Raw genomic sequence first — 23,811 nt, forward strand, 5'->3', positions numbered from 1 at the left:
CAATCAATTTCTGTACAACAGCCGCGCACCGTGGAACACATTGTGGTGGGGCAAGCCACCAGCGATGGCGCAGGTGTAAAGCTAACCCGCGTAATTACGCAAAACCTGCAGCGCAGGCTAGACCCATTTCTAATGCTGGACAACTTCGGCAGCGACAACCCCAACGATTACATTGCGGGCTTTCCGAACCACCCGCACCGTGGGTTTGAAACCATCACGTACATGATTGCGGGGCGCATGTTGCACGAGGACAGCAAGGGCAACAAAGGCTTGCTGGAAAACGGCGGTGTGCAGTGGATGACAGCTGGGCGTGGTGTGTTTCACAGTGAAATTCCCCAGCAGGAAGAAGGCGTGATGGAAGGCTTTCAGCTGTGGTTGAACCTGCCTGCGAAAGACAAAATGTGCACACCTTGGTATCGTGATTTCAAGAACAACGACCTGCCCCAATTTAAAACTGCTGAAGGTGTTGCGGTTACCGTGATTGCAGGCCACAGCCACGGCGTAGAAGGCGCGGTGAGCCGCGAGGGTACCCAACCCTTGTACCTGGATTTGCATTTGCCTGCGGGCTCACGTTTTGTGCAGGAACTGCCCGCGCAACACAATGCGGTGGTGTTTGTTTACCGTGGCGAGGTAAAGGTAGGCGGCCAGGTGGTAGGCGACAAGCGCATGGCGATTTTGAAAAACGAAGGCGATGGCGTGGTGATTGAAGCCAGCGCCGATGCAAAAGCATTGCTGATTGCAGGCAAACCGCTGAATGAGCCGATTGCGCAATACGGCCCGTTTGTGATGAATTCTGAGCAGGAAATTCGGCAGGCCTTGCAAGATTTTCGAGAAGGCACGCTGGCGTAAAAAAAGCCCGGAAGAATCCGGGCTTTTTTGTTATCCAATGTCAACCTAAATTCTACGGCTGACACTTTTGCTTAAGGTGCGGGTGCCGCTTGTTCAAAATCACCCACGCGTTCGCTCAAGGAAAGAATGCGGTAGATGGTAAAGATGTCTTGTTCAATGTCGCTTGAATCGATCAACTCACGGTTGGTGTCGTTCAGCGTGGCTGCTCCAACTGCAACAGTCAAACCCTCTTCCAAAGCGGGGTTGTTTACTGGGTCAACGCTAACTGTATCCAGCAAGATGTCGTCGAATGTGAGTGAAGTACCGGCACTGTTCAAAGAATAATTTGCCAGCACCACACCGTTTCTTTCATCTGAGGCCTGCTCGGAATCAAGATCTGTGAACACCAGCATTACTCGCGAATTGGACAGGAAGTAATAGAACACGGCCGCAACATCTGAACCGAAAGTCACGCGACCATTGTCAGGAGCCGCAGCGGGGGTTACCCCGGAATCGCCCTCGGCAAACACCTCGTACCAGGTACCAACCAACGAGTTTTTCACGTTGTTGAAACGCTCAAAGGTGGCCACGATTGTGATGTTGTCTTCAATCAGGGTCAGCTCTAGCTGATTGCCATCCAAAACAATTTTTGAGGTGAAAAAGGCAGGATCGTTTTCAGTGGAAGAATTGCTGAAACCAGAGACCAGCCTGCGCATGGGCAAAGAGGTGAACTGGAACTCGCCCGATTCCATGTTGTAGTTGGTCGTTCCTACACCCACGAATGAAAACAAATCCATCGGGTCAGAAATGTCGTACTCGGAGAATACAAAAGAATTTACAACGCCGTCTTGCGCAGAATTTGCATTGCCCACGTCGAAGCTCAGCAACACCTGGTAGTTCGCATTGGTGGTGGTGGTTACACCCTCTTCAATCGAACTGACCAAACGCCAGTTGCCTTGCAATTCGTTTCTGTAAAAGCGTAACAATGCCTCTACATCAGTGACCACCGTTGGAGCTGGCTCACCCTCATCGCGCAGCTCTTCGCCCATCGTAATGGCAGTGCTCAACTCACCTTGAAATGTTGCGGGTGCATCATCCAGATTGGCCAGCAACGCTTCGGTGTTTCCCAGCGTGGCGCCTTGGCGAATTTCAATTGCTCCGTTCTCGGGATCGCCATCGTTGTCCAGCGTTTGGAACAATGTGGTTAGGTTTGCCAGAATATTGGCCTGGGCTGCAGCGGGATCCATTGCACCTTCTGCCAATTCCTCGGCCAGGGTTTGGGGGGTAATGCGTGTGCCACCGGGCACTGCGATTTCGAGACCAGCAATATTGAAGGTTACTGTATCGCCTGCCTGGAAATCGAACATGCCACCATTCATGGTGGTGCCAGTCAAGCCGCTGGGTGCTGCGCTGTAGCTAACACCATCAACAGGGGAATTGGTAAGCTGGCCAGAAGTGGTAGTACCGCCACCGCCGCCTGCACCACCGCCACCAGCTGCTGGCGCAGTGCCATCACCGCCGCCACCGCAGCCAGCCAAAATAGCCAGGCTCAAAACACTGGCACCGAAAATACGATTCAAACCCATAAAACACCCCTTTTTGAGTAGGCTAATTGTTTCACCCTATTAATCAAACAGTTAACACACCATTAATTATGCAAATAAGTGTTAACTAATTAAGGATATAGAATGAATATGCCAGCAACCACCCACTCAAATTGGGGCCTGTAAAAATACCGACTAACTGCTTGTTTACTGCTCAATCACCACTGGCTTTTTAAGTGCAACCCAGCCTTCGGCCTTGGGCAAGTAGTGTTGTTCAATCACGTTGCGCTTGATTTTCATGGTGGGGGTCAAGAAGCCGTTTTCCATGGTCCACAGTTCTTTCACCACCACAATGCAGCTCAACTTTTCATGAGCCTCGAGCCGATCGTTTACTTTATGAAGCAATTCTGTCATTTCGCTTTCAACCCGTGCCGCTTCATTGGGGTTTTGCTCCACTTGTTTGTGTTCTTCAAGGGGCAACATAACCAATGCAAAAGGTTGTGAAAACGAGGGGCCTGTAACACACACAGCCTCGATCAATTCATGGCCATTCAAGCGGTTTTCAATAGGCACAGGCGCAATGTATTTGCCCTTGCTGGTTTTGAACAATTCTTTCACGCGGCCCGTAATTTTCAAGCGGCCTTGCTCGTCGATCACGCCCATGTCGCCGGTTTTCAGAAAACCGTCAGCGGTGTAAGACTCTGCGGTGAGCTCGGGGTTTTTGTAATAGCCCATCATGTTGCAGGGGCTTTTAACCAGAACCTCGCCCACTTCGGAAATTTTGCATTCCACGCCGGGGTAGGTGTTGCCCACATAGCCCACGCGCACTTTGCCGGGCAGGCTGCAATGGGAGTAAGCGAAGTTCTCGCTCATGGCGTAGCCTTCGAGCAAATCAAGCCCCAGGTTGCGGTACCAAGACATCAGGGCCGGGGCCAAGGGTGCAGAACCGCTCAGCGCCATGCGCACTTCTGACAGGCCCAGTTTTTTCAGCAAAAACTTTTTGAACAAACCGGAAAGAATGGGAATGCGGAAAATAATATGCTGCACACCCAGCGGAATTTTTCCGCAAATGCCGTTGTAAAACTTGGTCCACAAACGGGGTACCGAGAAAAACAGGGTTGGCCGTGCGCGTTGCAAGTCTTGAATAAAACTGTCGAGCCCGAACGAGAAGTACACATGAAAGCCATAGAACAGCGAGCCGGTTTCGAGAATGGCGCGTTCTGCGGCGTGGGCCAGCGGCAGGTAGGAAATCATGCGGTCGGTGTTGCTGAAGCTCATCACCTTGGAGGTACCGCGCAGTGCGCTGATCATGGCGTTGAACGAGATCATCACGCCCTTGGGCTTGCCGGTACTGCCCGAGGTGTACAGCATGGTGGCCATTTCATCTTTGCTGCGCTTGACCGGCTTCTGCGTGGGCGCAGTGGCGGCCACAATGTCGTCCCATTTTTTGGCGTGTTTTAATTCAGGTGCCAAGGGCAAAGTGATGGTGGGCATGCTGGTGGGAATGCCCTTCTCAACCACGCGCCACAGCTCATCCATCTTGCCGATGAAAATCATTTTTGAGTCGCTGTTGTCGAGCACGTATTCAGCAGTTTCAGCGTTCAGTGTGGGGTACAAGGGAATGGACACATGCCCTGCCCGCCAAATGGCCAGGTCGGCCATGATCCAGTGTGCGCTGTTCTTGCCCAAAATACCGATGTGGGTTTTTTCGGGCAGGTTGAGCGACTGCAAATAAGCCGCCATGCGGTTCACTTGGTCGGCCACCTGGGCCCAGGTGTAATCCACTGTTTTCTCGGCCGAAAAAGGCTGTGTGAAGTAAACCTTGTTGGGTTGTGTGGCTGCCCAATGGTCCAGGCAATCCAGCAGGGTTTCGAATTTTTCGTACTGCGCTGCGCTCATTTGTTTGTCTCCCGAGTTTTTTCTGTTCTTTTAAGTTGATACAAGAATATCAGCACGCTGGCTGCTTCATTGAAATTTCACATTCATTTTGTCAACCTGCCAAGGTCACCAAGAGTTAAACGATGACATTGCTTTAAAAAAGTCCTACAGCCTATTTTCATCAGGAGTACTCAATGAAAACGCTTATTTCCATCATCGCTTTGGGCACCACGCTTGCCTTTTCTCAATTGGCCCAGGCTGGCGATGATTACCGCCGCGGTCATGGCCCCACCATCGACATCAACATCCTGATTCCGTCAGCCTATGCCGCCCTTGGTTTCGACGGTTACGACGATCGCCGGGTTTGGGACGACGACGATTGGGACGACCGCGATGATGACGATGACGACGACGATTGGGATGACCGCGACGATGACGACGATGACGATGATTGATTTACTTCATCATTAAGACGCTAGTTCAAAGCCCCCTTGTTTTCCAGCAGTATGGCGGCGCCCAAGCCGCCCCCTGCACAGCTGGACACCACGGCGTAACGCTTGTTCTCCACCTGCAACCTGCGGGCTGCCGTGGTGAGTAAGCGAATGCCTGTGGCCGCAAACGGATTGCCCAGGGAAAGCGAACCACCCCAAGTGTTCAGTTTGTTCATGGGCAATTCGCCGGGAACCGCACCGCCATAGTACTCACCCGCAAATTCGCTACGCTGCATGCAAGCGATGTTCACCAACACTTGGGCTGCAAAAGCCTCGTGTAGTTCCCACACATCGATGTCGGCCATGCTCAACTTGTTTCTAGCCAACAATGCTGGAATGGACACGGCTGGCCCCAACAACATTTCTTCTTCCAGGTTTTTCACAGCGGCCAGTTGATAATCCACCACCTCGGCCAGGGGCTGTAAACCCATGTCGTTTGCGGCTTCCAGGCTGGTGACCAGCAAGGCGGCTGAACCATCGGTAAAACGCGATGAACCCGCGGCGGTGATGACACCTTCTTTTCGGAAAATAGTGCGCATGGTCGACAGCTTCTGGATATTACTGTCCTTGCGGGGTGTGTTATCCAATGTAATGGGGTGTTTGAAACCGGGCACCTGAACCGGAATGATGGTGCCCTCCAAGTAGCCTTTGTTCAGTGCCTCAATGGCCAGCTGGTGGCTGCGCACGGTGAAGGCGTCGCAGTCTTCACGACTTACCTTGAACTTTTGCACCATTTGTTCGGCGCACACGCCCATGGTTTTGCGGGTGGTGAAGTCGGTGCCGGTGGGCATCTCGGGTTTCAAGTCGGCCGGGCGCAAGCTGGCCAGGTTTTTCAGTATGTTTTTCGCGGAAGAATCTTGCCGCACTTTCATGGCGGCACGGCGAATTTTTTGCGAGTAGCGAATGGGAATGTCGGAAAAGCTTTCCACACCCGCTGCAATGCCCACATCGATTCGGCCCAAGGCGATCATGTCGCACAAATTGGCAAAGCCCACGCTGGCCGACAAACCGGCCATGGAGGTGGTGTAGGCGGGAATGGTGGCGGGCAAGCCAGCACTCAACATGCTTTCACGCGCCACGTTCGAGGTTTCAATTTCATGCAGCACGGTACCCATGGTCACCATGTTCACGCGGTTTGCATCAACACCAGTCTTGTTGACCAAACCGGCAATGGCTTTGCCACCCAATTCATAGGTCATAAGCTGCGAATATGCACCACCTGAATCCAGAAAAGGTGTGCGCACGCCATCGACAATTACGGCTTTTCGAATCGACTTCATTTGAAGCGCCCCACCATGTGCAAGATGCCATCAGCGGAGGCCAAACGCAGCTGTGTGTAACCTTCAGAATCGGGCGTGGTGCTGGTTTGTACCTGCATGCCGGCATGGGGCAAAGGCAGTGGTTTGATCCAGCGCACATCAAGATCGGCCACCGTGTGGCCTGCGTTGTGCAGCACTTCCCAGGTGCGGGCCAATTGCCCGAAGCCATGCAAAATACAGCTTTTAAAACGCGTGCGTTTGCCCAGAGCCTTAATGGTGTGAATGGGATTGAAGTCGCCCGTCAGCATGGCAAACGCCAGGCCATCTTCTTCCTCGGCATTCCAGTGCCCTGCGGTGGTGAATTCAAATTCATCGCGCTTGGCGGGTTTGCTTTTGCCTGCTGGTTTACCACGGGGTACGGTGGAGTAACTGTCGATGACCACCGCCAATTCACCCTTGGGGTTGCTGGCCTGCACGCGGGTGTGAATGCGCACTTTGTCGCCATCATCAGTCACGTCCATCAAACTGCCGCGCAGGGCGATTGACTCGCCACGATTCAGTGGCGTGTGAATTTGCATGCGCAAACCCTGATTCAACAGCGACAACAAATTGTAAGGCGCAAGGCTGCCCAACTTGGCCAGCATGGGCATGGCCCAGTGGCTGCAAAAATGTGCAGGCATTTCTGTGCGGTAGCGATTAGCGGGTGCACCGGTCCAGGCCACGTATTGGTCCAGCAATTCATCGTTCAGCGCGGGCACATGCATGCTGTGGTGCACAGGCAGTTGCGGCAAGGTACCGGGCCGGGTCATGGGCGTTGCATTGCGAATGGCCGCCCAACCCATGGATCGAATGTTGGGCCAGTGCAAGGCCAGGTATTTCAATGGATAGTCTGCCAACATGGTGTGTGTGTTCCTTTAACTTTTACAAGCCCAACTGCTTGCCGATAATTTCATTCATGATTTCGTAGGTGCCACCGCCGATCGATGCAATTCGATTGTCGCGGTACAAACGCTCCACCAAACTTTCTCGCATGAAGCCCATGCCCCCAAAAATTTGCACGGCTTCATAGGTGATGAAATCGGATGTTTTGGTGGCGAAGTTTTTGGCCATCGACACTTCTTTCAGCGCAGGTTTACCCGCTTGCATGCGGGCTGCAACCCGGTAAGTGAATTCCCGACTGGCTTCCAGCTGTGTGGCCATGTCGGCCAGTTTGTGGCGAATCACCTGGTGCTTGCTCAGGGGTTTTCCAAAAGTGCTGCGGTTCTTGGCGTAATTCAAGGCCTCGTTGAATGCCAATTCAGACAGCGTGTTGGCGTAGCAAGCCAGGCCCAAACGCTCGGCCTCGAAGTTGGTCATGATCATCATGAAGCCGCCGTTTTCAATGCCAATCAAATTCGATTTTGGCACCACCACGTTGTCGAAGAAAAGTTCGGCGGTGTCGCTGCACCACCAACCCATTTTTTTCAAAGGCTGGCCTGTGGTAAAGCCGGGCATGCCCTTTTCCATCAGCAACATGCTGATGCCGCCATAGCCATCGCCACCAGTGCGCACGGCCACGGTGTAGTAGTCGGCACGAATGCCTGAGGTAATGTAGGTTTTGGAACCTGACACTTTGTAGTGGTCGCCACAATCAACAGCGCGGGTTTTCAGGTTGGCGACATCGGACCCACCACCGGGCTCGGTCACTGCCAGCGCAATGATTTTTTCACCACGCAGCACGGGCGGCACAATGCGTTCTTTCATCTCGGGGCTGGCCCACTTTGCAATGGGTGGCAGTGCAATGCCATGCGACATCAGGCTGGAGAAAAAACCACCGGAACCCGCACGCAACAATTCTTCCGTGGCCACCAGGCTCATGAAGTAGTCGCCTTCGGAATTGCCACCAAATTCCTCCGGGTAGCCAATACCCAGAATGCCGGCATCGCCAGCCAGATTAAATATTTCCCGGGGGAAAGTGCTCGCCTCTTCCCATTCATTGATGTTGGGTTGAATGTGTCGCTCGACGAAGCGGCGAATGTTGCGGCGTGCTTCGTCGTGGGTTTCATTGAAGTAAGAAGTGAACATGCGAAGACCTTACAGTGGTGACGACAGTTGTCGAATTCGATTCTGGAAACAAGGGGGGCGGCGAACCTCGCCATGGCCAAGCCACGCGGAGGCGGCTGCGAAAGCGGCACGACCTTCGGGCATGGTGGGAGAAAACAAAATGAAATCGTGAAACACGCCCGACCACACATCCACATAGCACTCGGTGCCCAGCGCCTGGGCCTGTTTCATCAAGCGCAGGCTGTCGACCATGAACACCTCATTGGCCGAGCACTGCACATACACCGGCGGCAAACGGGACAAATCGCCCAACAGCGGCGAGATCAAGGGGTTTTCCGGATCATGCACGCTGGCATAGGGCGTGGCAAACATGCGTTTGAGCCAATCACGGGCTTTGGCTTCGTTGTGGCCCAGGAAGGCATCTACCACTTCGGGGCGCAAATCGCTTTCGCCCAAGGAAGGATCAAGCCAGGGCGAGCTGAGGTAAACACGGGAAGGCAAGCGAAGTTCACTGGCATTCATGGCGTGGCATAGCGCAAGGCTTAAATTGCCGCCTGCGGAATCGCCTGCCAGCAGCAATTCATTCTGGCCGTGTTCCTGCAGCAGGGCTTTCCACACCTCAACAACATCGTTCAAACCCGCCGGGAAAGGGGCTTTGCCCATGAGGGTGTAATCGGGTACCCAGGCGCGGGCAATGCCCGATTTTTTGCAAAGGCGTGCAACAAAGGCCCGGTAATTGGCAGCGCTGCCAAACGCAAAACCACCGCCATGCAAAAACAGCAGGGTTTGACTGGTGTTGGCGTGTGCGCTGTGGTTCTCGATAATTTCCACCGGTACGCCATTGACTGTGCGGTGCTGCACGGTGCAACCCGCTGGCATTCGGGACAGTTTTTGCAACAGGTTGGTAACGCGCTCGCCAACCCGCCACACCTTTTCAGGATTGCGGGCTGCCAGCAAACGCCCTTGGCACAGGCGCAGGAACAGGGTGACGGATTTGGACATGGAGCTCATGCAAACATCTTGTTGCATGCATGCTGTTTGGCCTAGGGCAAAGCCGGACACAATGGGGGTAAATAGCGACAGGCTGTCTTAATTTACCCTGCTTTGTTCAATAAATGCTTGCGGCGACATGCCAAACCAGCGTTTGAAGGCACGCCTGAAGTTGGAGACTTCTTGATAACCCAGGCTAAGGGCCACCGATTCCACGGTGTTGTTGCTGACCAGCAAGCTGAGTTTGGCCTGCCGTGCTAATTCGGAATCGCGCAGTGTTTGGTAGCTGGTTTGTTCATCGCGCAGGTAGCGCATCAAGGTGCGCGATGACAAATGAAAATGGCTTGCCACTTGCTCGCAAGTCCATATTTGACCGGGGTTGCTGCGCAACAGCTCGGTAACCCTGGCTGCCCAGTTGCTGGGGCGGCGCTGTTCAAGCAACAACTGCTCGCAACGGGCCAAGGCCATGGCGTGGGTTTCCGGATCGGCCATGGGATTGGACATCAAGGCCAAACCATGGGGAATCACAATTTTTGTTTTCGGTTTGCCGAACAGGCAAGGTGCATGCAAAAATTCGGGGTACTGGTTGGCATACGGCGGGGCAGAATACGCCAGCTCCACTCGCAATGCGGGTTTGGAATTACCAATGATCATGCCCAGGTGGTTGACCATGGTGGCCAGCACTGCTTCGCAGAAAAAGCGCCCTACTTCATCCAGCTCAATGCCCATGTTGATGATCACCGCAAAGTGATCGCTGGCAATGTGCCCTTCCATGCGGGCAAAGCCACCGCGTATGTCGTGAAACTTTTCAGTCGCTTTCCAGGCATGGCCCAAGGTGGGCGATGAAGCAATCAAGGTGCCCAGTGGGCCGTGCGCGGCCAGGTGCAAATTGGCACCCCAGCGCAAGCCCAGTGCCGGGTTGCCGCTTAACTGCAAAGCATTGCGCACAATCACGGCCTGGGTTTCTGAATCAATATAACGGTTCAACTCGAACAGATCGGCCGGTGCAAGGCGCGTGCCTTTCAACAGCAGAAGCTGGCCTTTGTGGTCCAGCCCCTGCTCACGCGCCAGTGTGCGCGTGTAGGCCGTTGGAAAAACAACCTTGTTGTTGACGTGTTGACTGGTCACACTGTTGCGGCAAGTCGAGCGCCCTGGTTAATGGCTTCTTTGGCATCAAGTTCAGCGGCCTTGAATGCACCGCCAATGATGTGCAGTGGCTTGCCCAAGGCACGCACGGATTCTTCCAGTTCGCGGTTCGGGTGCTGGCCTGCACACACAATCACGTTGTCCACTTCCAGCAAGTGCTCGGCACCATCGGGGGTGCGAATGCGCAGGCCTGCATCCTCAACACCAATGTATTCCACACCCGACAACAAACGCACGCCTTTGGCTTCCAGCGCGGCGCGGTGGATCCAGCCCGTGGTTTTTCCGGGGCCTGCAATTTTCTTGGGCTTGCGTTGCAAAATCGTGATTTGTCGGGATGCTTTTTCCGGGTTGGCCTTCACGCCGGCAATGCCGCCACGCGCATTTTGCTCACGATCAATACCCCAGAATTCGCAGAAGTCTTCAATGCTGGTGGAGGGGGATTGCGCTACGCCGTGCTCATTTGCGTGATGAGTCAAAAATTCGGCGGTATCCACACCAATACCACCACCGCCCACAATGGCCACACGCTGCCCAACCGGCTTGCCGTGCTTGAGCACATCGAGATAACCCATCACCTTGGGGTGATCAACACCGGGCAGGCTGGGCACGTTGGGAATAATGCCGGTGGCCAGCACCACTTCATCAAAGTCTTTCAGATCATCAGCGTTAATGCGTTTGCCCAATTGGAAATTGACACCTTCTTTCTTCAACATGGTGCTGAAGTAACGAATGGTTTCATGAAATTCTTCCTTGCCGGGCACTTGCTTGGCAATGTTGAACTGCCCGCCAATTTCCTTGGCCTCATCGAACAGGGTCACCGCGTGGCCGCGCTGTGCAGCCGTCAAGGAGAACGACATGCCTGCGGGGCCTGCACCTACTACCGCCACTTTTTTCTTCGCGGTTGTTTTCACAAAAACAAGCTCGGTTTCGTGGCAAGCCTGCGGGTTCACCAAACAGCTGCAACGCTTGCCGCCAAAGGTGTGGTCAAGACAAGCCTGATTGCAACCAATGCAGGTGTTGATTTCATCCACACGGCCTTCTTTGGTTTTCAACACCCAGTCGGGATCAGCGAGGAATGGGCGGGCCATGGCGATCATGTCGGCATCGCCATTTTGCAACACGCGCTCAGCATCGCCGGGCATGTTCAAACGGTTCGACGCAGCCACAGGAATGGACACCACTTCCTTGATTTTGCGGGTCGCCCAGGTGAATGCACCGCGCGGCACTTGCGTGGCGATGGTTGGAATTTTTGCTTCGTGCCAGCCAATACCGGTGTTCAGAATGGTGACGCCTGCTTTTTCAAGTTCACGGGCCAGCAGCAAGGTTTCTTCCAGGCTTTGACCATCGGGTACCAAATCAAGCATGGACATGCGGTACACGATGATGAATTCTGCACCCACTTTGGCGCGAATGCGGCGCACCACTTCCAGCGGAAAGCGCATGCGTTTTTCGAAAGTGCCGCCCCATTCATCGGTGCGCTCGTTGCCGCGCTCGGTCAAAAACTGGTTCAGCAAATAACCTTCCGAACCCATGACTTCGACACCGTCGTAGCCTGCCATTTTGGCGTACGAAGCCGCACTGGCAAAGCCATCAATTTCCTGTTCAATTTCCTCTGCGGTCAGCGCGCGTGGCGTGAATGGGAAAATAGGCGACTGCTTGGCCGAGGCTGAAACCATGTTCACGTTGTAAGCCTGGCGGCCTGCATGCAACAACTGAATCGCAATTTTTCCGCCTGCGGCGTGTACAGCATCGGTCACCGTGCGGTGGCGAATGGCGTCTTGCTCGCTGGTCATGCGGCCAGCGCCTGGCCACAACACGGCGGTTTCCGAGGTGGCAAAACCACCGGTGATCATCAAGCCCACGTCGCCTTGTGCGCGGCGTGCGAAAAACGCAGCCAGCTTGGCCGGGTCTTCCTCTTCAAGCCCTGTGTGCATGGAACCCATGATGACGCGATTTTTCAAGGTGGTGAAACCCAGGTTCAATGGCTCAAGTAGCTTGGTGTGCGACGCTGCTGGCATTTCGATTCCTCAGTGATTGACTCAATAAAACATTACAAAATTATCTGAATACTACTTTAATCTGAAACTATTTCCAGTACAAAAGTACGCATTTACGATGCATGTTGGTGACGATAATCCTTCGGGGTTTGGCCACACCAGCGTTTGAATGTTCGGCTGAAATTCGATGCATCTTCGTAACCCAGCGCATAAGCAATGGCTTCAACGGTGGAATCGGTGTGGGCCAGCATCCAGCAGGCGCGTTCTTGCCGCACTTCATCCAGCAATTGTTGAAAACTGGTGCCCTCGGCCTGCAGGTGGCGCATGAAAGTGCGTTCAGTGAGGTTTTCCTTGGCGGCCATGGCTTGCAAGGTGGGCATGTGGCCTTCGCTTTGCTGCAACTGCATGCGCACGCGCTGGGCCAGTGTGCCGCCCGCTTGCAGGCGTTGCAGCTGCAAATCACAATCGCGAAGCAAACGTTGCAAGGCTTCATCATCAGCCGCCAGGCTGGGGCTGTTCACCAAGGTGCTACCCAACACCACACGCAACTGCGAAAAACCAAAGCTGTTGTGTTGCGCAATGCGCTGATATTCATGCGCCCATGCCGGTGCGTCGAAAGGCCATTCAATTTTCAGCTGTTGCGGCAGTTCTTGCCCGGTCATCGCGGTGAGCAATTGCACCAAGCCACCCAACAATTGGCAGTGGAGGTATTCACGCACAGGGCCCAAATCGACCCATTCCTCCAGCACAGCGGCAAACTCGGGTTCATGCTCAAACTTCAGATTGGCCAGGTTTTGGCGCAAGCCGGCGTAGCGTTGCAACAGCAACATGGCACTGGGCAAATTTTTGCTGGCGATCATGGCGGCGCCCAAGGTACCGTGGGCCGAGGCAGGCGTGCGCAAGCCCACTTCCAGCCCCAACCAGGGGCAGTCGCTGAGTTGTACGCCACGCTCAATCAACTGGCGCATTTGATCGAAACTCAGGAACTGGTTGCTTTCATGAAGTTGCTGCCAGCTCAGTGGCAAGCCTTCCAGAATTTCGCCCGGCGCAAATCCACGGCGCTGCAATTCGGCACACAGCAAACGTGCGTACACCGGGTGCAAAGCAGGCTTCAAGGCCGCGACTGAATCGTGCAAGTGTTGGGGCAAGTGGTTTGTCTCTGAGTGTTTGTTGTTGTTTTGTGTTTGTCACTTTATGACGATCTTATGCCACCCTGTGCGGTGTTGTCCATCGCCTTGCACGCCTAAGATGAAATCATCCTGAACAACCCGGTGCACAACAATGACTTCCAATACCCTGCCCGCTACACAATACAAAGACCCAAAAAAATACATGTGGCTGTTGTCGGTGATCGCGCCTTTTGCTGCGCCACTTGGCCCGATCATGTATTTGTACACTGGCCACACCCAATGGCTGTGGATCTTTCTGGCCTTCTTCTACATCGGCCTGCCCGTGCTTGATTTCGTGTTTGGCGAAGACAAGCAAAACCCGCCCGAGCAAGCGGTGCCCCAACTGGAAAACACCGCCTACTACCGTGTGATTACCTACCTGTTGGTGCCGATTATCACGTTCGGATTTTTGTTCAACGTTATCTTCCTGGCCACGCACGACTTGCATTGGCTGCACTGGCTGGCTGTGGCCATTACCACCGGCTCACTGCTGGGTTTTGGTTTGAACCTGGGCCATGAAATGGGCCACAAAAAACGCAAGCTCGACAAGGCATTGGCGCTGTTTACCCTCTCGCTGGGTGGTTATGGTCACTTCTCGATTGAACACAACCGCGGCCACCATCGCGATGTGGCCACACCCGAAGATCCGGCCACTTCACGTATGGGTGAACACATTTATGAATTCATGCTGCGTGAAATTCCGGGTGCTTTCAAACGTGCCTGGAGGCTCGAAAGTGAACGCCTGGAACGCGCAGGAAAAAGCCGCTGGAGTGTGGGCAATGAAATGTTACAAGCCGGTGCAATGACCCTGGTGCTGTACTCGGCGCTGCTTGCCCTGTTTGGCTGGCCCATGGTGCCCGTGTTGGCTGTAGTGGCCTTCTGGGGTGCATTTCAGCTAACCAGTGCCAACTACATTGAGCACTACGGTTTGATGCGCCAGAAGTTGCCCAATGGCGAATACGAGCGTTGTGCCCCACACCATTCCTGGAACAGCAACCATTTGGTGTCCAACCTGGTGGTGTTTCAGTTGCAGCGCCATTCAGACCACCACGCAAACCCGGCACGCAGCTACCAGTCGCTTCGTGATTTTCCGGAACTGCCAAGCTTGCCATCGGGCTATTTCGGCATGTTCTTGATCGCGTATGTGCCACCGCTGTGGTTTGCAATCATGAATCCACGGTTGCTGGACGTGGCGGGCAAGAATGCGCAGAAAATCAACATTCACCCACGCAAACGCGCACGTGTGATTCAGCGTTATTCGCTGGCCGCGTGAGAGTTTTTCTTCTGCGGGAATACGCAGATCAAATTTAGCCAGCCTGATTGATCTGCTTGCCCACAGCGCCCTCTTGCAGGGCGCTTTTTAATTCTGCTGGAATACTTTGCTTGGTGAATTCTTTGGCACACACCAACACGTAAGTGGCCTGTGATGTGGCCACCAAGGTGTTGGTGTCGGCATTTACAAATTCAAAATTCAAAGTGAAACTGGTGTTGCCGAAGTGGCTCGGGTAGACACTGGTTTTCAAGACATCATCAAACCGCGCCGGGTTTTTCCATTCGGTCAGCAGGCGCACCACCTGGGTTTCATAGCCCATATCCACCAGTGCGTTGTAACCGCCCATGGCGGCGCGCATGAATTCCGTGAGCGCCAAATCGACGTAATCGCCATAGCGGGCGTTGAACACGACACCTTGCGGGTCGCATTCGCCGTACCGCACCCGAAACAAAAACTCAAAGGGTTGTGCCATCAATTACACCGGTTGTGGAACGAGGGCTTGGGTCAGGTGTTCCTGACGGGCCCGTGCGTTGTGTTCGGCCTGTTCAAGTGCAGGCACGCGCGACACGCCACGAATCAAATCTACCGCTTTTTCAGCCATCATCATGACCGGGCCGTTGGTGTTGCCGCCAATCAGGCTGGGCATTGCAGACGCGTCCACAATACGCAGGCCTTCCAGCCCGTGCACACGCAGTTGCGGATCGACCACAGCCATGGAATCGGTGCCCATTTTGCACGTGCCGGTGGGGTGATAAACCGTGTCAACCCTGTTGCGCAACACTTCACGAATTTCGTCATCGGTGCGCACATGCTCGGTGAATTTGTCTTTCAAAATCCACTTGGCCAAGGCAGGCGCATGCATAATCTTTCGGGTCAATTTGAAGCCCTCCACCAGCTCATCCAGATCACGAGGATCTTTCAAAAACCAATGTCAATCAAGGGTGGCGTGTCCATGGTGTTGCCTTGCAGGGTAAGGCTTCCGCGGCTGCGCGGGCGCAACAAACACACGTGGCAGGAAAAACCGTGGCCCATGTGCATTTTGCGGGCGTGGTCATCCACCATCGCCACCACGAAGTGCAATTGAACGTTGGGGTCTTTCAACTCGGGGCTGGTTTTTAGAAACGCACCACCTTCAGCGAAGTTGCTGGTGAGCGCACCACGGCGATGCTTGCGGTAGCGGAAAATTTCACGCAGCAAACGAATACCACCGCGAATGGACAAACCCAGTGTGTCCAGGCTTTTGGTGGAATAACCAAAAATAAAGTCGGGGTGATCCTGCAGGTTTTTACCCACGCCGGGTAAGTGATGAACCACATCGATATCATGACGTGCCAACTCTGAAGAGTCGCCCACACCGGAAACCATCAACAATTGCGGCGTTTGAATGGCACCCGCAGTCAATATGATTTCTTTGCGCGCCTTCAACACAGTGACCTGGCCGTTGATGGACACCTCCACACCCACCGCACGCTTGCCTTCAAACAGCACGCGTTGAACCATCGCCTTGGTGTGAACCGTGAGGTTTTTTCGGTGCATGTGCGGAAACAGGTAGGCGCGCGCAGCACTGAAGCGTTCACCATTTTTTTGGGTCACCTGGTAAATGCCAACGCCTTCCTGATCGGCACCGTTGAAATCATCAGTGATCTTGAAACCAGCTTGCTTGCCAGCCTCCAGATAAATTTGCTGAAAGGGATTGTCGGAACGCAAATCGGCCACATTCAACGGGCCGCTGTTGCCGTGGTAGGCGTCGCGAATTCGCTCGTTGCATTCACTGAGTTTGAAATAAGGCAGCACGTCTTTGTAAGACCAGCCGCTGCACCCCTCTTCATTGGCCCAACGGTCGTAGTCCGATGCCGTGCCACGAATGTAAACCATGGCATTGATGGCCGAGGAACCACCCAAGGCCTTGCCACGCGGCTGGTAACCCTTGCGACCGTTCAAGCCGGGTTGCGGTGTAGTTTCGAATGCCCAGTTGTTGATTTTGGTGGGCAACATGGCCACCGCACCGCTGGGAATATTGATCAGATTACCGGTGCCATCGCCCCCGGCTTCGAGAAGGCATACATCGAGTGCTGAGTCTTCACTGAGGCGGCCTGCCATGGCACAACCGCCGGAACCACCACCCACCACAATGTAGTCGTGCTCTGTCTTCATCTGCTCCTCCTGATTTTCAAACCCGCTTGGATCGGATTTTGTGATTTTCTCACTTGATCATAGAGGAAGCCGGGCAAAAAGAAACACCCCAAAGCGCACAAAAAATTGATAATTCCGGTCAAGCGATGCGGGTGATCTTCTCGGGTGCAGCGGGCGCACTGCTCTGTGCATTTCCAACCAACTGATTCACTTGCCCCAAAGCTTCCTGTACTTCTCGCATTACACGTTGGGTCAGTTCTTCCACGGTGGGTACGTCTTGCACCAGGCCTTGAACCTGACCAATCAGCTGAACACCTTGTGTGTGGTTGCCCTCAATGGTGGCTTTTTTGATTTGAAGCACTGCGGCTCCGTAAAAAGTGACTGTGAGCGTTTGCTCCAGACCCATTTTGAATACGTCTTTGATGATTCCCGAAAGGGGCTTGTTCATTTCACGCGCAGCCAGGTAGGCGCGCCACATGGCACGAACCGGATTGAATGGCTTCGACATGATTTTTTTGGAGTTGGGTGTGGTCATGACACGGCAAGGAATGCTGTCGAAATTCTTGCTGTAAATGGTGTCTTCCACTTCTTTTTTTACAATCAATTCTTTGGTGTTGGCATGCACCGGGCTTTCTTTCGATGCGGCCCAGCGTGTGCCCATGGCCACGCCGTCTGCGCCCAAAGCCAAGGCCGCGACCACACCGCCGCCTGTGCCAAAACCACCGGCTGCAATAATTGGAAGCTTGGTTACCTGCCGGATTGCAGGCACCAGCACCAGTGATGTAACTGCGCCGCCGTGCGCTGCGGCCTCATGGCCTGTGACCAACAAGGCATCCGCGCCCGACTGCTCGGCCTTCAAGGCATGCTTGGCATTCACCACAGTCACAATGACTTTGCCGCCATAGTCGTGCACACGCTTGCAAACATCTGCGGGGCTACCGAGGCTGAAGTTGATCACGGGTACTTTTTCATTCAGGGCCACTTCAAGATTTTCACGGGCACCCGGCATGATCAATGCGCAACCAATGCCGAAAGGCTTGCTGGTCAGGCTTCGAACCTTGCGAATTTCAGAGAGGGTTTGTTCAGGCGTCAAATGCCCAATGGCCAGAATGCCCAGACCACCTGCGTTGGCTGTGGCAGCCACCAGATCGGCATTGGCCACGTAGGTCATGCCGGGGCATACCAGCGGGTATTGAATGTTGAACATCTCGGTGATGCGGGTTTTCATGGGCTGTCCGTAGATCGAGTGGGCCGGATCGGGCAATCCAATGAATATTACATCAACCGAGATATTCTGATAAGCACTGTAAGTATGCGCTGAGTTGCTTTTATCCCAGTGTCTTGGTCAGGTCACCCAACAATGGCAAGCCTCCGAGCAAGCCACCCTCGGCACCGCTGGTCGAACTGATGGAGGAAGTCAAACCACCCAACACGTCGCCAAGCACTGGAATACCCGCCAAGGCATCACCACCGGAAAGCAAACCGCCGCCGCCTAGCCCACCGGTCAAGCTGTCCAGCGCACCGCCGAGGAATGGAATGTTGCCTAATGCAGAACTGACATCGCCACCCAAAGAACCGGCAAGATCGCCAATCAAGTCGGTGACTGGCGCTGCGGGTGTGCTTGCGCCCACCGACGATATTGCGTCGCCCACCCCGCCCAACAAACCGCCAACGGTGTTCAGCAAAGTGTTGCCGCCCTCGCCAATCAAAGCCAAAGGCGTGTCAGCAAGACCGCTTTCCAGCCCGCCACCCAAACCGCTCAGAATTCCACCCAAGCCACCGTCGTTGTTACCCGTGGCCACTGAATCCACAACGCCACCCAAGGTACCGGCAATGTCGCCCAGCACGGGCACCGGTGCCAGCAATTGCCCCACGCTGTCGGTGACATTCACCACGGTGCCTACCACGCCACCCACACCACCATCGGTGTTCGGGCCTGTGGTTCCCAACAGGCTCGCCACCAAATCCGACACGGGTGCCAGCGGTGTACCTTCACCAAATCCACTCACTTGGTTTGCTGCCACACCGAGCAGGTCAGTCAATGTACCCAGCCCCATGTCCAACACATTGGCCACAGGTGCCAAAGGGGTACCCTCCAGTCCGCTGGTCAGGCCATCGGTCAAGCCCGTCAAAATGCCATTCAAGCCACCGTTGTTGTCGCCCACCAATGTGGATTCGATCACGTTGCCCACGGCGTCGACCACATCGCCCACCACGGGCACGGGCTCGGTCAATTCGCCAAGGTTGTTGGTAAGGTCACTGACTGTTTCAGCCAGGCCGCCCGCATTTTCTGCAGGCAATGCGCCGGGATTTCCACCACCGCTGCTACCGCCGCCATTGTTGTCGTCTGAACCTGCGAACACCGCCGCTGCGCCCACGGCGCCTGCCAATGGCAAAGCTCCCAAGCCCGCACCGGCGCCCAGCAAGCCTGCACCAAACAGGCCACTCATTTCCCCCGTGGCTTCCTGACCATCCAGTACGGCTGCCTGGTTTTCTCCGTCAAATTCAGACACCAGCGTGACATTGCCCAAGCCATCACCCGCGTTGGAGGTAATGACCACCTGACCGTTGGGGCCAGCATCTGGATCGAAACCCAGCGTGGCCACACCACCATTTGAAATTTCAAGGAAAGCGGGGATTTGTTGCTGTGTACCCGGAATACTAAGCACTGCAATTGAGTTGCTGGTGGAGCGCAACACATCACCTGCCTGCAACACCATGTCTTCGCGTAGCGGAGTTTCAATGCCGTTTCGCTTCACAAACACATCGCCATCAATATTGGTCACAGAGGCTACTACTGGGCTGTCAAAGTTCATGATGTTTTCCTTGAATCAAGCAAAGTCAGCGTTTTGAACCACGATGGATTCAGCAAATGCTGCGGAGGAGTTAATGGGAGAGGAGGACTGAGAGAAATCGGTGAAGTCTGTCGGGGAAATTGCGGCTGTGGCAGCATCAAACTGACTGTTCATGCCGAATAACGAAAGATCAATTTGCGTGATTTGCGACACAATGCTGTTGAACAAATCGGCGGGAATGACCGTGGAGGCCAGTGACAGATCCGTGCTGTTCATACCAGGCAAAGTGTCCATGCTTTCCAGCGAACCGGAAAACTGTTCCAGGCCGGGAAATGCATCCGCCGCCTCGCCCAAACTTGCGGTGAGATCGTTCAACAAGCCTGACACCGGGTCGGTACCAGCATCACCGGCCAACAAGGTGGTGGTGGTTCCACCCACCACGCCGCCCAACAAATCGCCTAGGCCGCCGAGTACGGGTATATCGGCCAAACCATCTTTGATTGCATCGCCGAGAAAGGCCAAACCATCGGCCAGCCCACCGGGCAAGGGGATCAAATCGCCCTGACCGCTGCCGAGCAGATCAGTCAAACCATCAATCAAAATTCCCAAACCGGGAATGTCGCCCAAACTGCTGTCCAGGGTGTCCGCAACATCGGCAAGCAAGCCGGCAAGCCCGGTCAGCTCGGTGGTACTCACTGGCGGATCAACCGGGTCAGTAGGATCGGTGGGATCGGTGGGATCGGTAGGGTCGGTCGGCATTGCCGGGCTGCCAGTATCCACAACTTCATCGTCGTCGCCGTCCAGCACAGCAGCACCCAGCACACCGGCACCAATAACGCCCGCTGCTGTACTGGCTGATGCACCGCCAGCCAACAAGCCAGCACCGACAAGGCCAGAGAATTCTCCGTCCTGCGAAGCCAGAACAGCGGTATTGACCGCGTCACTCACTTCGTAAAGTTCCACGCCTTCGCTCAGCGCCGTGACTTCAGTACGGGCGGGCGCATCAGGCACATCGGCCTCAAGCATATCCAGCCTGGCCGATGCATTCGGCGCCAGTTCAAGCAAGGCATCACCGTGGCTTGCGTGCAATGCAGGCATTTCTACCTGCACGACCTGACGGCTATTGTTCACAATCGTGTCGTCCCAAAACACGGGGTCGCCGGGCTCCAGTGTCAAGGTTTGACCCATCCGCTGCACGGTTACACCGACAGCCTGCGTTTTCAAAATGCCCACCGAGGCCATTTCGTTCGACATGTGAATTCCTTGCTGATTGTTCGGATTGATGTGGGTTAACTATTTTTGGTTAACCATTTCTAGGTAGCAAATATACCCAATATGTAAGGTTTTTACTGACAAGATGTAGGGGTTTTTTGTAAAAATTGTACGAAAGCAACAAAAAAACCAATTTAGGGGGCTCAAAATTGGGGGGAGTCAAGACCGAAAAACCGGGACGACCAATGCCGCAATACCTGCAAATTAAGGCATCATTCAGCATCCAAATTTTTTGCAATCAAAGGGAAATCAAATGGCTCAATTCGAGAACGTGACCGTGGTGAAAGCCGCGAATATTTACTTCGACGGCAAGGTCACAAGCCGCACGGTGTTGTTTGCCGATGGCACCAAAAAAACCCTGGGCGTGATGTTGCCCGGCGATTATGAATTCGGTACCGCAGAAAAAGAAATCATGGAAATTCTGGCGGGTGATATGGACGTGTGCTTGCCTGGCGAGAGCTGGAAGACGATCACCGGTGGCCAGTCTTTTGAAGTACCGGCCAACGCAAAATTTCAGTTGAAGGTGAAAACACCTGTGGATTACTGCTGCAGCTACATCAAGTAATTACGCGGGCACTACAAACCGTCCAAACTCAAGATTGCCCGATCGCATGGTTGGGGCGGTACCGGGAAACAGCCAGTAAGGCTGCGCCTCGGAGGACGGCACCACATTGGGAAAACGTTCATCGGCCGGGTTTGGCCCGGCCATGCTTTTTTCCTGCACCATGGAAATGTATTGGTCCACCACATATTCCTGCGTGTTGCCATTGATGATCACCTCGGCCCCGGTCCTTTTGGCGAAGTCTGCAAGCCCGCTGATCTTCGAATGCCTGGGTTCATAAGCATCCAGGCTAACCCCGTTTTCGCTGGTGACCAACAAACCCTGTTCGGTGTGCGCCACAATGGAATGATTGCCCTCGGTGTGCCCTTTGGTGCGCACCAGTGCAACGGCACCGTCACCCAGCCAAACGCTGTCATCGAGCAACTCAATTCGTTCGGGCGCAATACCCTGTGTACCTTGCGGGCAATACCACTGGTTTTGCCAAGGGATCAACGCCTGTGCGCTCTCCCATTCTTCACGCATCACCAGCAACTTTGCATTCGGAAACAGCGGCGCTTGGCCGTTGCCACCAAGCCAGCGGCTTACATTTTGCGTATGCAGGTGATCGTAGGTGATGTAGTCCACATCCTCTGGCCGTAAACCGATGCTGGACAGGCACTGCAACACGGTGGATGTTTTCTTCAACACCAGTGCTTCCATTACGCCTGCCAAAGGGCCAGCCTTGGCATCCAGATGCGCAAAAAATGGTGTGGCGCGCTGATTCTCCCAATCAGAGGGACTAACCAGCAAAGTTTTGACACCTTCGCTGCTGGAAAACTGAATGACAAACAAACGGTTGCACAAATGCACAAAGGGTGTGGGCAATCCAAATGCATTGAGATAGGCAAACTTGCTGGGGTATGGCACACGCACCAACTCGAAAGTTTTGTAGAAAAGCACCTGCGGTTTGGCCAACATATCGCGCCGAAAGTCTTTGGCAGCCTCGCGCGCGTTGTCCACGCGCTGCATGGGACGCAGTGCATCGCGAGTGCCGTCAAAATGACTGATGCGTGTGAACATGGTGTAAGCCCTCAAACTGTGGTTGCGCTTTGTGAAACAAGCTCACTATAATTTGGACAAGAAATCTTGTCAAAAGTGAAACCTGAATGACCAAAACACCCACAAGGGCCTACGGGGGCGTTGCCGCAGAGCAACGTGCAGAAGAACGAAAAGCGCGGCTACTGGCTGCTGCACTGGAATTGTTTGCGCGACAAGGTTACGCGCGAACCACCATTGAGGCCTTGTGTTCTGAGGCCAAGGTAACGGCACGCCACTTTTATCAACTGTTCGACAGTCGGGAAGCAATTTTGCGCGCGCTGTACGACAACATCATCGCAGATCTTCGCGCGGGTGTGTTGAAAGCGATGTCTGCACCCAACCTCAGTTTGTCTGAGCAAATTCCGCTGGCGGTAAGTGCCATGGTGCACCATTACCTGGAAGACACACGCCATGCACGGGTGGGCGTTCTGGAGGTGGTCGGTGTAAGCCCGCAAATGGAGGCCCGCAGGCGCGAGGCCATCCATGACATGGCGGGTTTGATCGAGGCCTACCTGGGCAGCCTGGTGGAACGCGGCGACTTGCCCAAACGCAACTACCACTTGGTGAGTGTGGCTTTGGTGGGCGGCATTAATGAATTGCTGGCGGAGTGGCTGACGCTGGAAAACCCGCCAGACATTCCCGAACTCAGCGAAGAAATCATCAACATTTTGAACGCCCTGATTCGAGGAGCCGCCCGATGAACAGAGTGGATTCAAAAGGCGTGCGCGATGCCTTGGTGTTTCATGCTGCATTTTTTGCCATCGCCATTCCGGTTGCATTGAATACGCAAGGCAATGCCCTGGGGCTTGCGCTGGTGGTTTTTGCGCTGGCTTACAACATTGCGCTACCGGTGGTTGGGGCCTTACGGGGCCATGGCGAATGGGTGCGTTTGTGGAAATTTTTATTGCCGCTTTCAATTGCCCTGCCCTGCGCGGACTGGATGCTGGTTGAGCTCCTGGGCACACTCACCTTCCCAGACCACGGTATTGTGCGGTTGGGGGGTGCAGTGCCGGTGTACTTTATGGGCTTGTGGATCATGTTGCTGTGGCAGGTGTGCTGGCTTGCACTGGCCACAAAAAAGCCATACCCGGTGGTTGCTGCATTGTCGCTGGGTGGGTTTTTAGTTTGGGAATGGGCAGCACGCCCAATGAACCTGTGGCATGCGCAAGACGTTTTACAAATACAAGGCTTTGCCATTTACCCCTTGATTCCGGAAATGCTGCTGGCAATTGGTGCGCTGTGGCTGTGGAACGTACTGGGTAACAAATCTACTTTTCAACAAATCACTGGTGCACTGGCCCTGGCTGTTTTTTACGCAGGTGCGCTGTCACTTTCACTGCTATGGATTGGCTGA

The 23,811-nt window shown here is 54.3% G+C and carries 20 protein-coding genes and 1 pseudogene; 6 read left to right on the top strand and 15 right to left on the bottom strand.

Annotated features, from left to right (window positions below):
• Nucleotides 1-6 precede the first annotated feature (6 nt).
• Complete coding sequence (locus LMED105_RS13070; protein ID WP_050771243.1) at nucleotides 7-849, top strand: pirin family protein; 843 nt, start codon at nucleotides 7-9, stop codon at nucleotides 847-849.
• Between the two features lie 71 nt (nucleotides 850-920).
• Here LMED105_RS13070 and LMED105_RS16495 read toward each other — a convergent pair whose 3' ends face one another.
• Both LMED105_RS16495 and LMED105_RS13080 read right to left on the bottom strand, forming a co-directional pair.
• The gene (locus LMED105_RS16495; protein WP_008252110.1) at nucleotides 921-2,414 is read right to left on the bottom strand and encodes a hypothetical protein; all 1,494 of its coding nucleotides are present in this window, start codon (nucleotides 2,412-2,414) and stop codon (nucleotides 921-923) included.
• A gap of 165 nt (nucleotides 2,415-2,579) precedes the next feature.
• Nucleotides 2,580-4,271 carry an AMP-binding protein gene (locus LMED105_RS13080; RefSeq protein ID WP_008252112.1) on the bottom strand — a complete coding sequence of 564 codons (1,692 nt, stop codon included), beginning with the start codon at nucleotides 4,269-4,271 and terminating at the stop codon, nucleotides 2,580-2,582.
• A gap of 173 nt (nucleotides 4,272-4,444) precedes the next feature.
• Between LMED105_RS13080 and LMED105_RS16500 the strand changes: the two genes are divergently transcribed.
• Nucleotides 4,445-4,705 (top strand): hypothetical protein, encoded by a 261-nt coding sequence (locus LMED105_RS16500; RefSeq protein ID WP_008252115.1) that lies wholly within the window; start codon nucleotides 4,445-4,447, stop codon nucleotides 4,703-4,705.
• A 20-nt stretch (nucleotides 4,706-4,725) separates the two neighbouring features.
• On the opposite strand, the gene LMED105_RS13090 is transcribed toward LMED105_RS16500, so the two are convergent.
• The 7 genes from LMED105_RS13090 to LMED105_RS13125 all read right to left on the bottom strand — a co-directional run bounded on the left by LMED105_RS13090 (nucleotide 4,726) and on the right by LMED105_RS13125 (nucleotide 13,324).
• The gene (locus LMED105_RS13090; RefSeq protein WP_008252117.1) at nucleotides 4,726-6,021 is read right to left on the bottom strand and encodes a thiolase family protein; all 1,296 of its coding nucleotides are present in this window, start codon (nucleotides 6,019-6,021) and stop codon (nucleotides 4,726-4,728) included.
• Nucleotides 6,018-6,899: a MaoC family dehydratase gene (locus tag LMED105_RS13095; RefSeq protein WP_008252119.1), complete on the bottom strand. Its 882-nt coding sequence runs from the start codon at nucleotides 6,897-6,899 to the stop codon at nucleotides 6,018-6,020. Before LMED105_RS13095 ends, LMED105_RS13090 begins: the two co-directional genes overlap by 4 nt.
• Nucleotides 6,900-6,921: 22 nt before the next feature.
• Nucleotides 6,922-8,064: an acyl-CoA dehydrogenase family protein gene (locus LMED105_RS13105; protein ID WP_008252120.1), complete on the bottom strand. Its 1,143-nt coding sequence runs from the start codon at nucleotides 8,062-8,064 to the stop codon at nucleotides 6,922-6,924.
• Nucleotides 8,065-8,073: 9 nt separating this feature from the next.
• Complete coding sequence (locus LMED105_RS16505) at nucleotides 8,074-9,054, bottom strand: alpha/beta hydrolase fold domain-containing protein (RefSeq protein WP_232222759.1); 981 nt, start codon at nucleotides 9,052-9,054, stop codon at nucleotides 8,074-8,076.
• A 78-nt stretch (nucleotides 9,055-9,132) separates the two neighbouring features.
• A complete protein-coding gene (locus LMED105_RS13115) occupies nucleotides 9,133-10,161 on the bottom strand; it encodes an AraC family transcriptional regulator (protein WP_008252123.1) in 1,029 nt (342 codons plus the stop codon).
• Nucleotides 10,158-12,197: an NADPH-dependent 2,4-dienoyl-CoA reductase gene (locus tag LMED105_RS13120; protein WP_008252124.1), complete on the bottom strand. Its 2,040-nt coding sequence runs from the start codon at nucleotides 12,195-12,197 to the stop codon at nucleotides 10,158-10,160. Before LMED105_RS13120 ends, LMED105_RS13115 begins: the two co-directional genes overlap by 4 nt.
• A 92-nt stretch (nucleotides 12,198-12,289) precedes the next feature.
• Nucleotides 12,290-13,324: an AraC family transcriptional regulator gene (locus LMED105_RS13125; RefSeq protein ID WP_083797208.1), complete on the bottom strand. Its 1,035-nt coding sequence runs from the start codon at nucleotides 13,322-13,324 to the stop codon at nucleotides 12,290-12,292.
• Between the two features lie 133 nt (nucleotides 13,325-13,457).
• Between LMED105_RS13125 and LMED105_RS13130 the strand changes: the two genes are divergently transcribed.
• Complete coding sequence (locus LMED105_RS13130) at nucleotides 13,458-14,618, top strand: alkane 1-monooxygenase (RefSeq protein ID WP_008252126.1); 1,161 nt, start codon at nucleotides 13,458-13,460, stop codon at nucleotides 14,616-14,618.
• A gap of 34 nt (nucleotides 14,619-14,652) precedes the next feature.
• Here the strand turns inward: LMED105_RS13130 and LMED105_RS13135 are convergent, their stop codons facing one another.
• The 5 genes and pseudogenes from LMED105_RS13135 to LMED105_RS13155 form a co-directional block, all read right to left on the bottom strand.
• The gene (locus tag LMED105_RS13135; RefSeq protein ID WP_008252127.1) at nucleotides 14,653-15,090 is read right to left on the bottom strand and encodes a thioesterase family protein; all 438 of its coding nucleotides are present in this window, start codon (nucleotides 15,088-15,090) and stop codon (nucleotides 14,653-14,655) included.
• A gap of 3 nt (nucleotides 15,091-15,093) precedes the next feature.
• A pseudogene (locus LMED105_RS13140) lies at nucleotides 15,094-16,772 on the bottom strand (GMC family oxidoreductase).
• 118 nt (nucleotides 16,773-16,890) lie between these two features.
• A complete protein-coding gene (locus tag LMED105_RS13145; protein ID WP_008252130.1) occupies nucleotides 16,891-17,979 on the bottom strand; it encodes a nitronate monooxygenase family protein in 1,089 nt (362 codons plus the stop codon).
• 100 nt (nucleotides 17,980-18,079) lie between these two features.
• Entirely contained in the window at nucleotides 18,080-19,567 is a 1,488-nt protein-coding gene (locus LMED105_RS13150) for a hypothetical protein (RefSeq protein WP_008252132.1), read from the bottom strand.
• A 15-nt stretch (nucleotides 19,568-19,582) separates the two neighbouring features.
• Nucleotides 19,583-20,800, bottom strand: a complete 1,218-nt coding sequence (locus tag LMED105_RS13155) for a hypothetical protein (protein WP_008252134.1) — start codon at nucleotides 20,798-20,800, stop codon at nucleotides 19,583-19,585.
• 271 nt (nucleotides 20,801-21,071) lie between these two features.
• On the opposite strand from LMED105_RS13155, the gene LMED105_RS13160 reads away from it, so the two are divergent.
• Nucleotides 21,072-21,383, top strand: a complete 312-nt coding sequence (locus LMED105_RS13160; RefSeq protein ID WP_008252136.1) for a pyrimidine/purine nucleoside phosphorylase — start codon at nucleotides 21,072-21,074, stop codon at nucleotides 21,381-21,383.
• On the opposite strand, the gene LMED105_RS13165 is transcribed toward LMED105_RS13160, so the two are convergent.
• Nucleotides 21,384-22,439, bottom strand: a complete 1,056-nt coding sequence (locus LMED105_RS13165; RefSeq protein ID WP_008252139.1) for a hypothetical protein — start codon at nucleotides 22,437-22,439, stop codon at nucleotides 21,384-21,386.
• 86 nt (nucleotides 22,440-22,525) lie between these two features.
• Here LMED105_RS13165 and LMED105_RS13170 point away from each other — a divergent pair, with 86 nt between their 5' ends.
• Together LMED105_RS13170 and LMED105_RS13175 are read left to right on the top strand one after the other, a co-directional pair.
• Entirely contained in the window at nucleotides 22,526-23,158 is a 633-nt protein-coding gene (locus tag LMED105_RS13170; protein ID WP_008252141.1) for a TetR/AcrR family transcriptional regulator, read from the top strand.
• Nucleotides 23,155-23,811 carry a hypothetical protein gene (locus LMED105_RS13175; RefSeq protein ID WP_008252142.1) on the top strand — a complete coding sequence of 219 codons (657 nt, stop codon included), beginning with the start codon at nucleotides 23,155-23,157 and terminating at the stop codon, nucleotides 23,809-23,811. Before LMED105_RS13170 ends, LMED105_RS13175 begins: the two co-directional genes overlap by 4 nt.

The organism is Limnobacter sp. MED105 (genome assembly GCF_000170915.1).
Classification (GTDB): domain Bacteria; phylum Pseudomonadota; class Gammaproteobacteria; order Burkholderiales; family Burkholderiaceae_B; genus Limnobacter.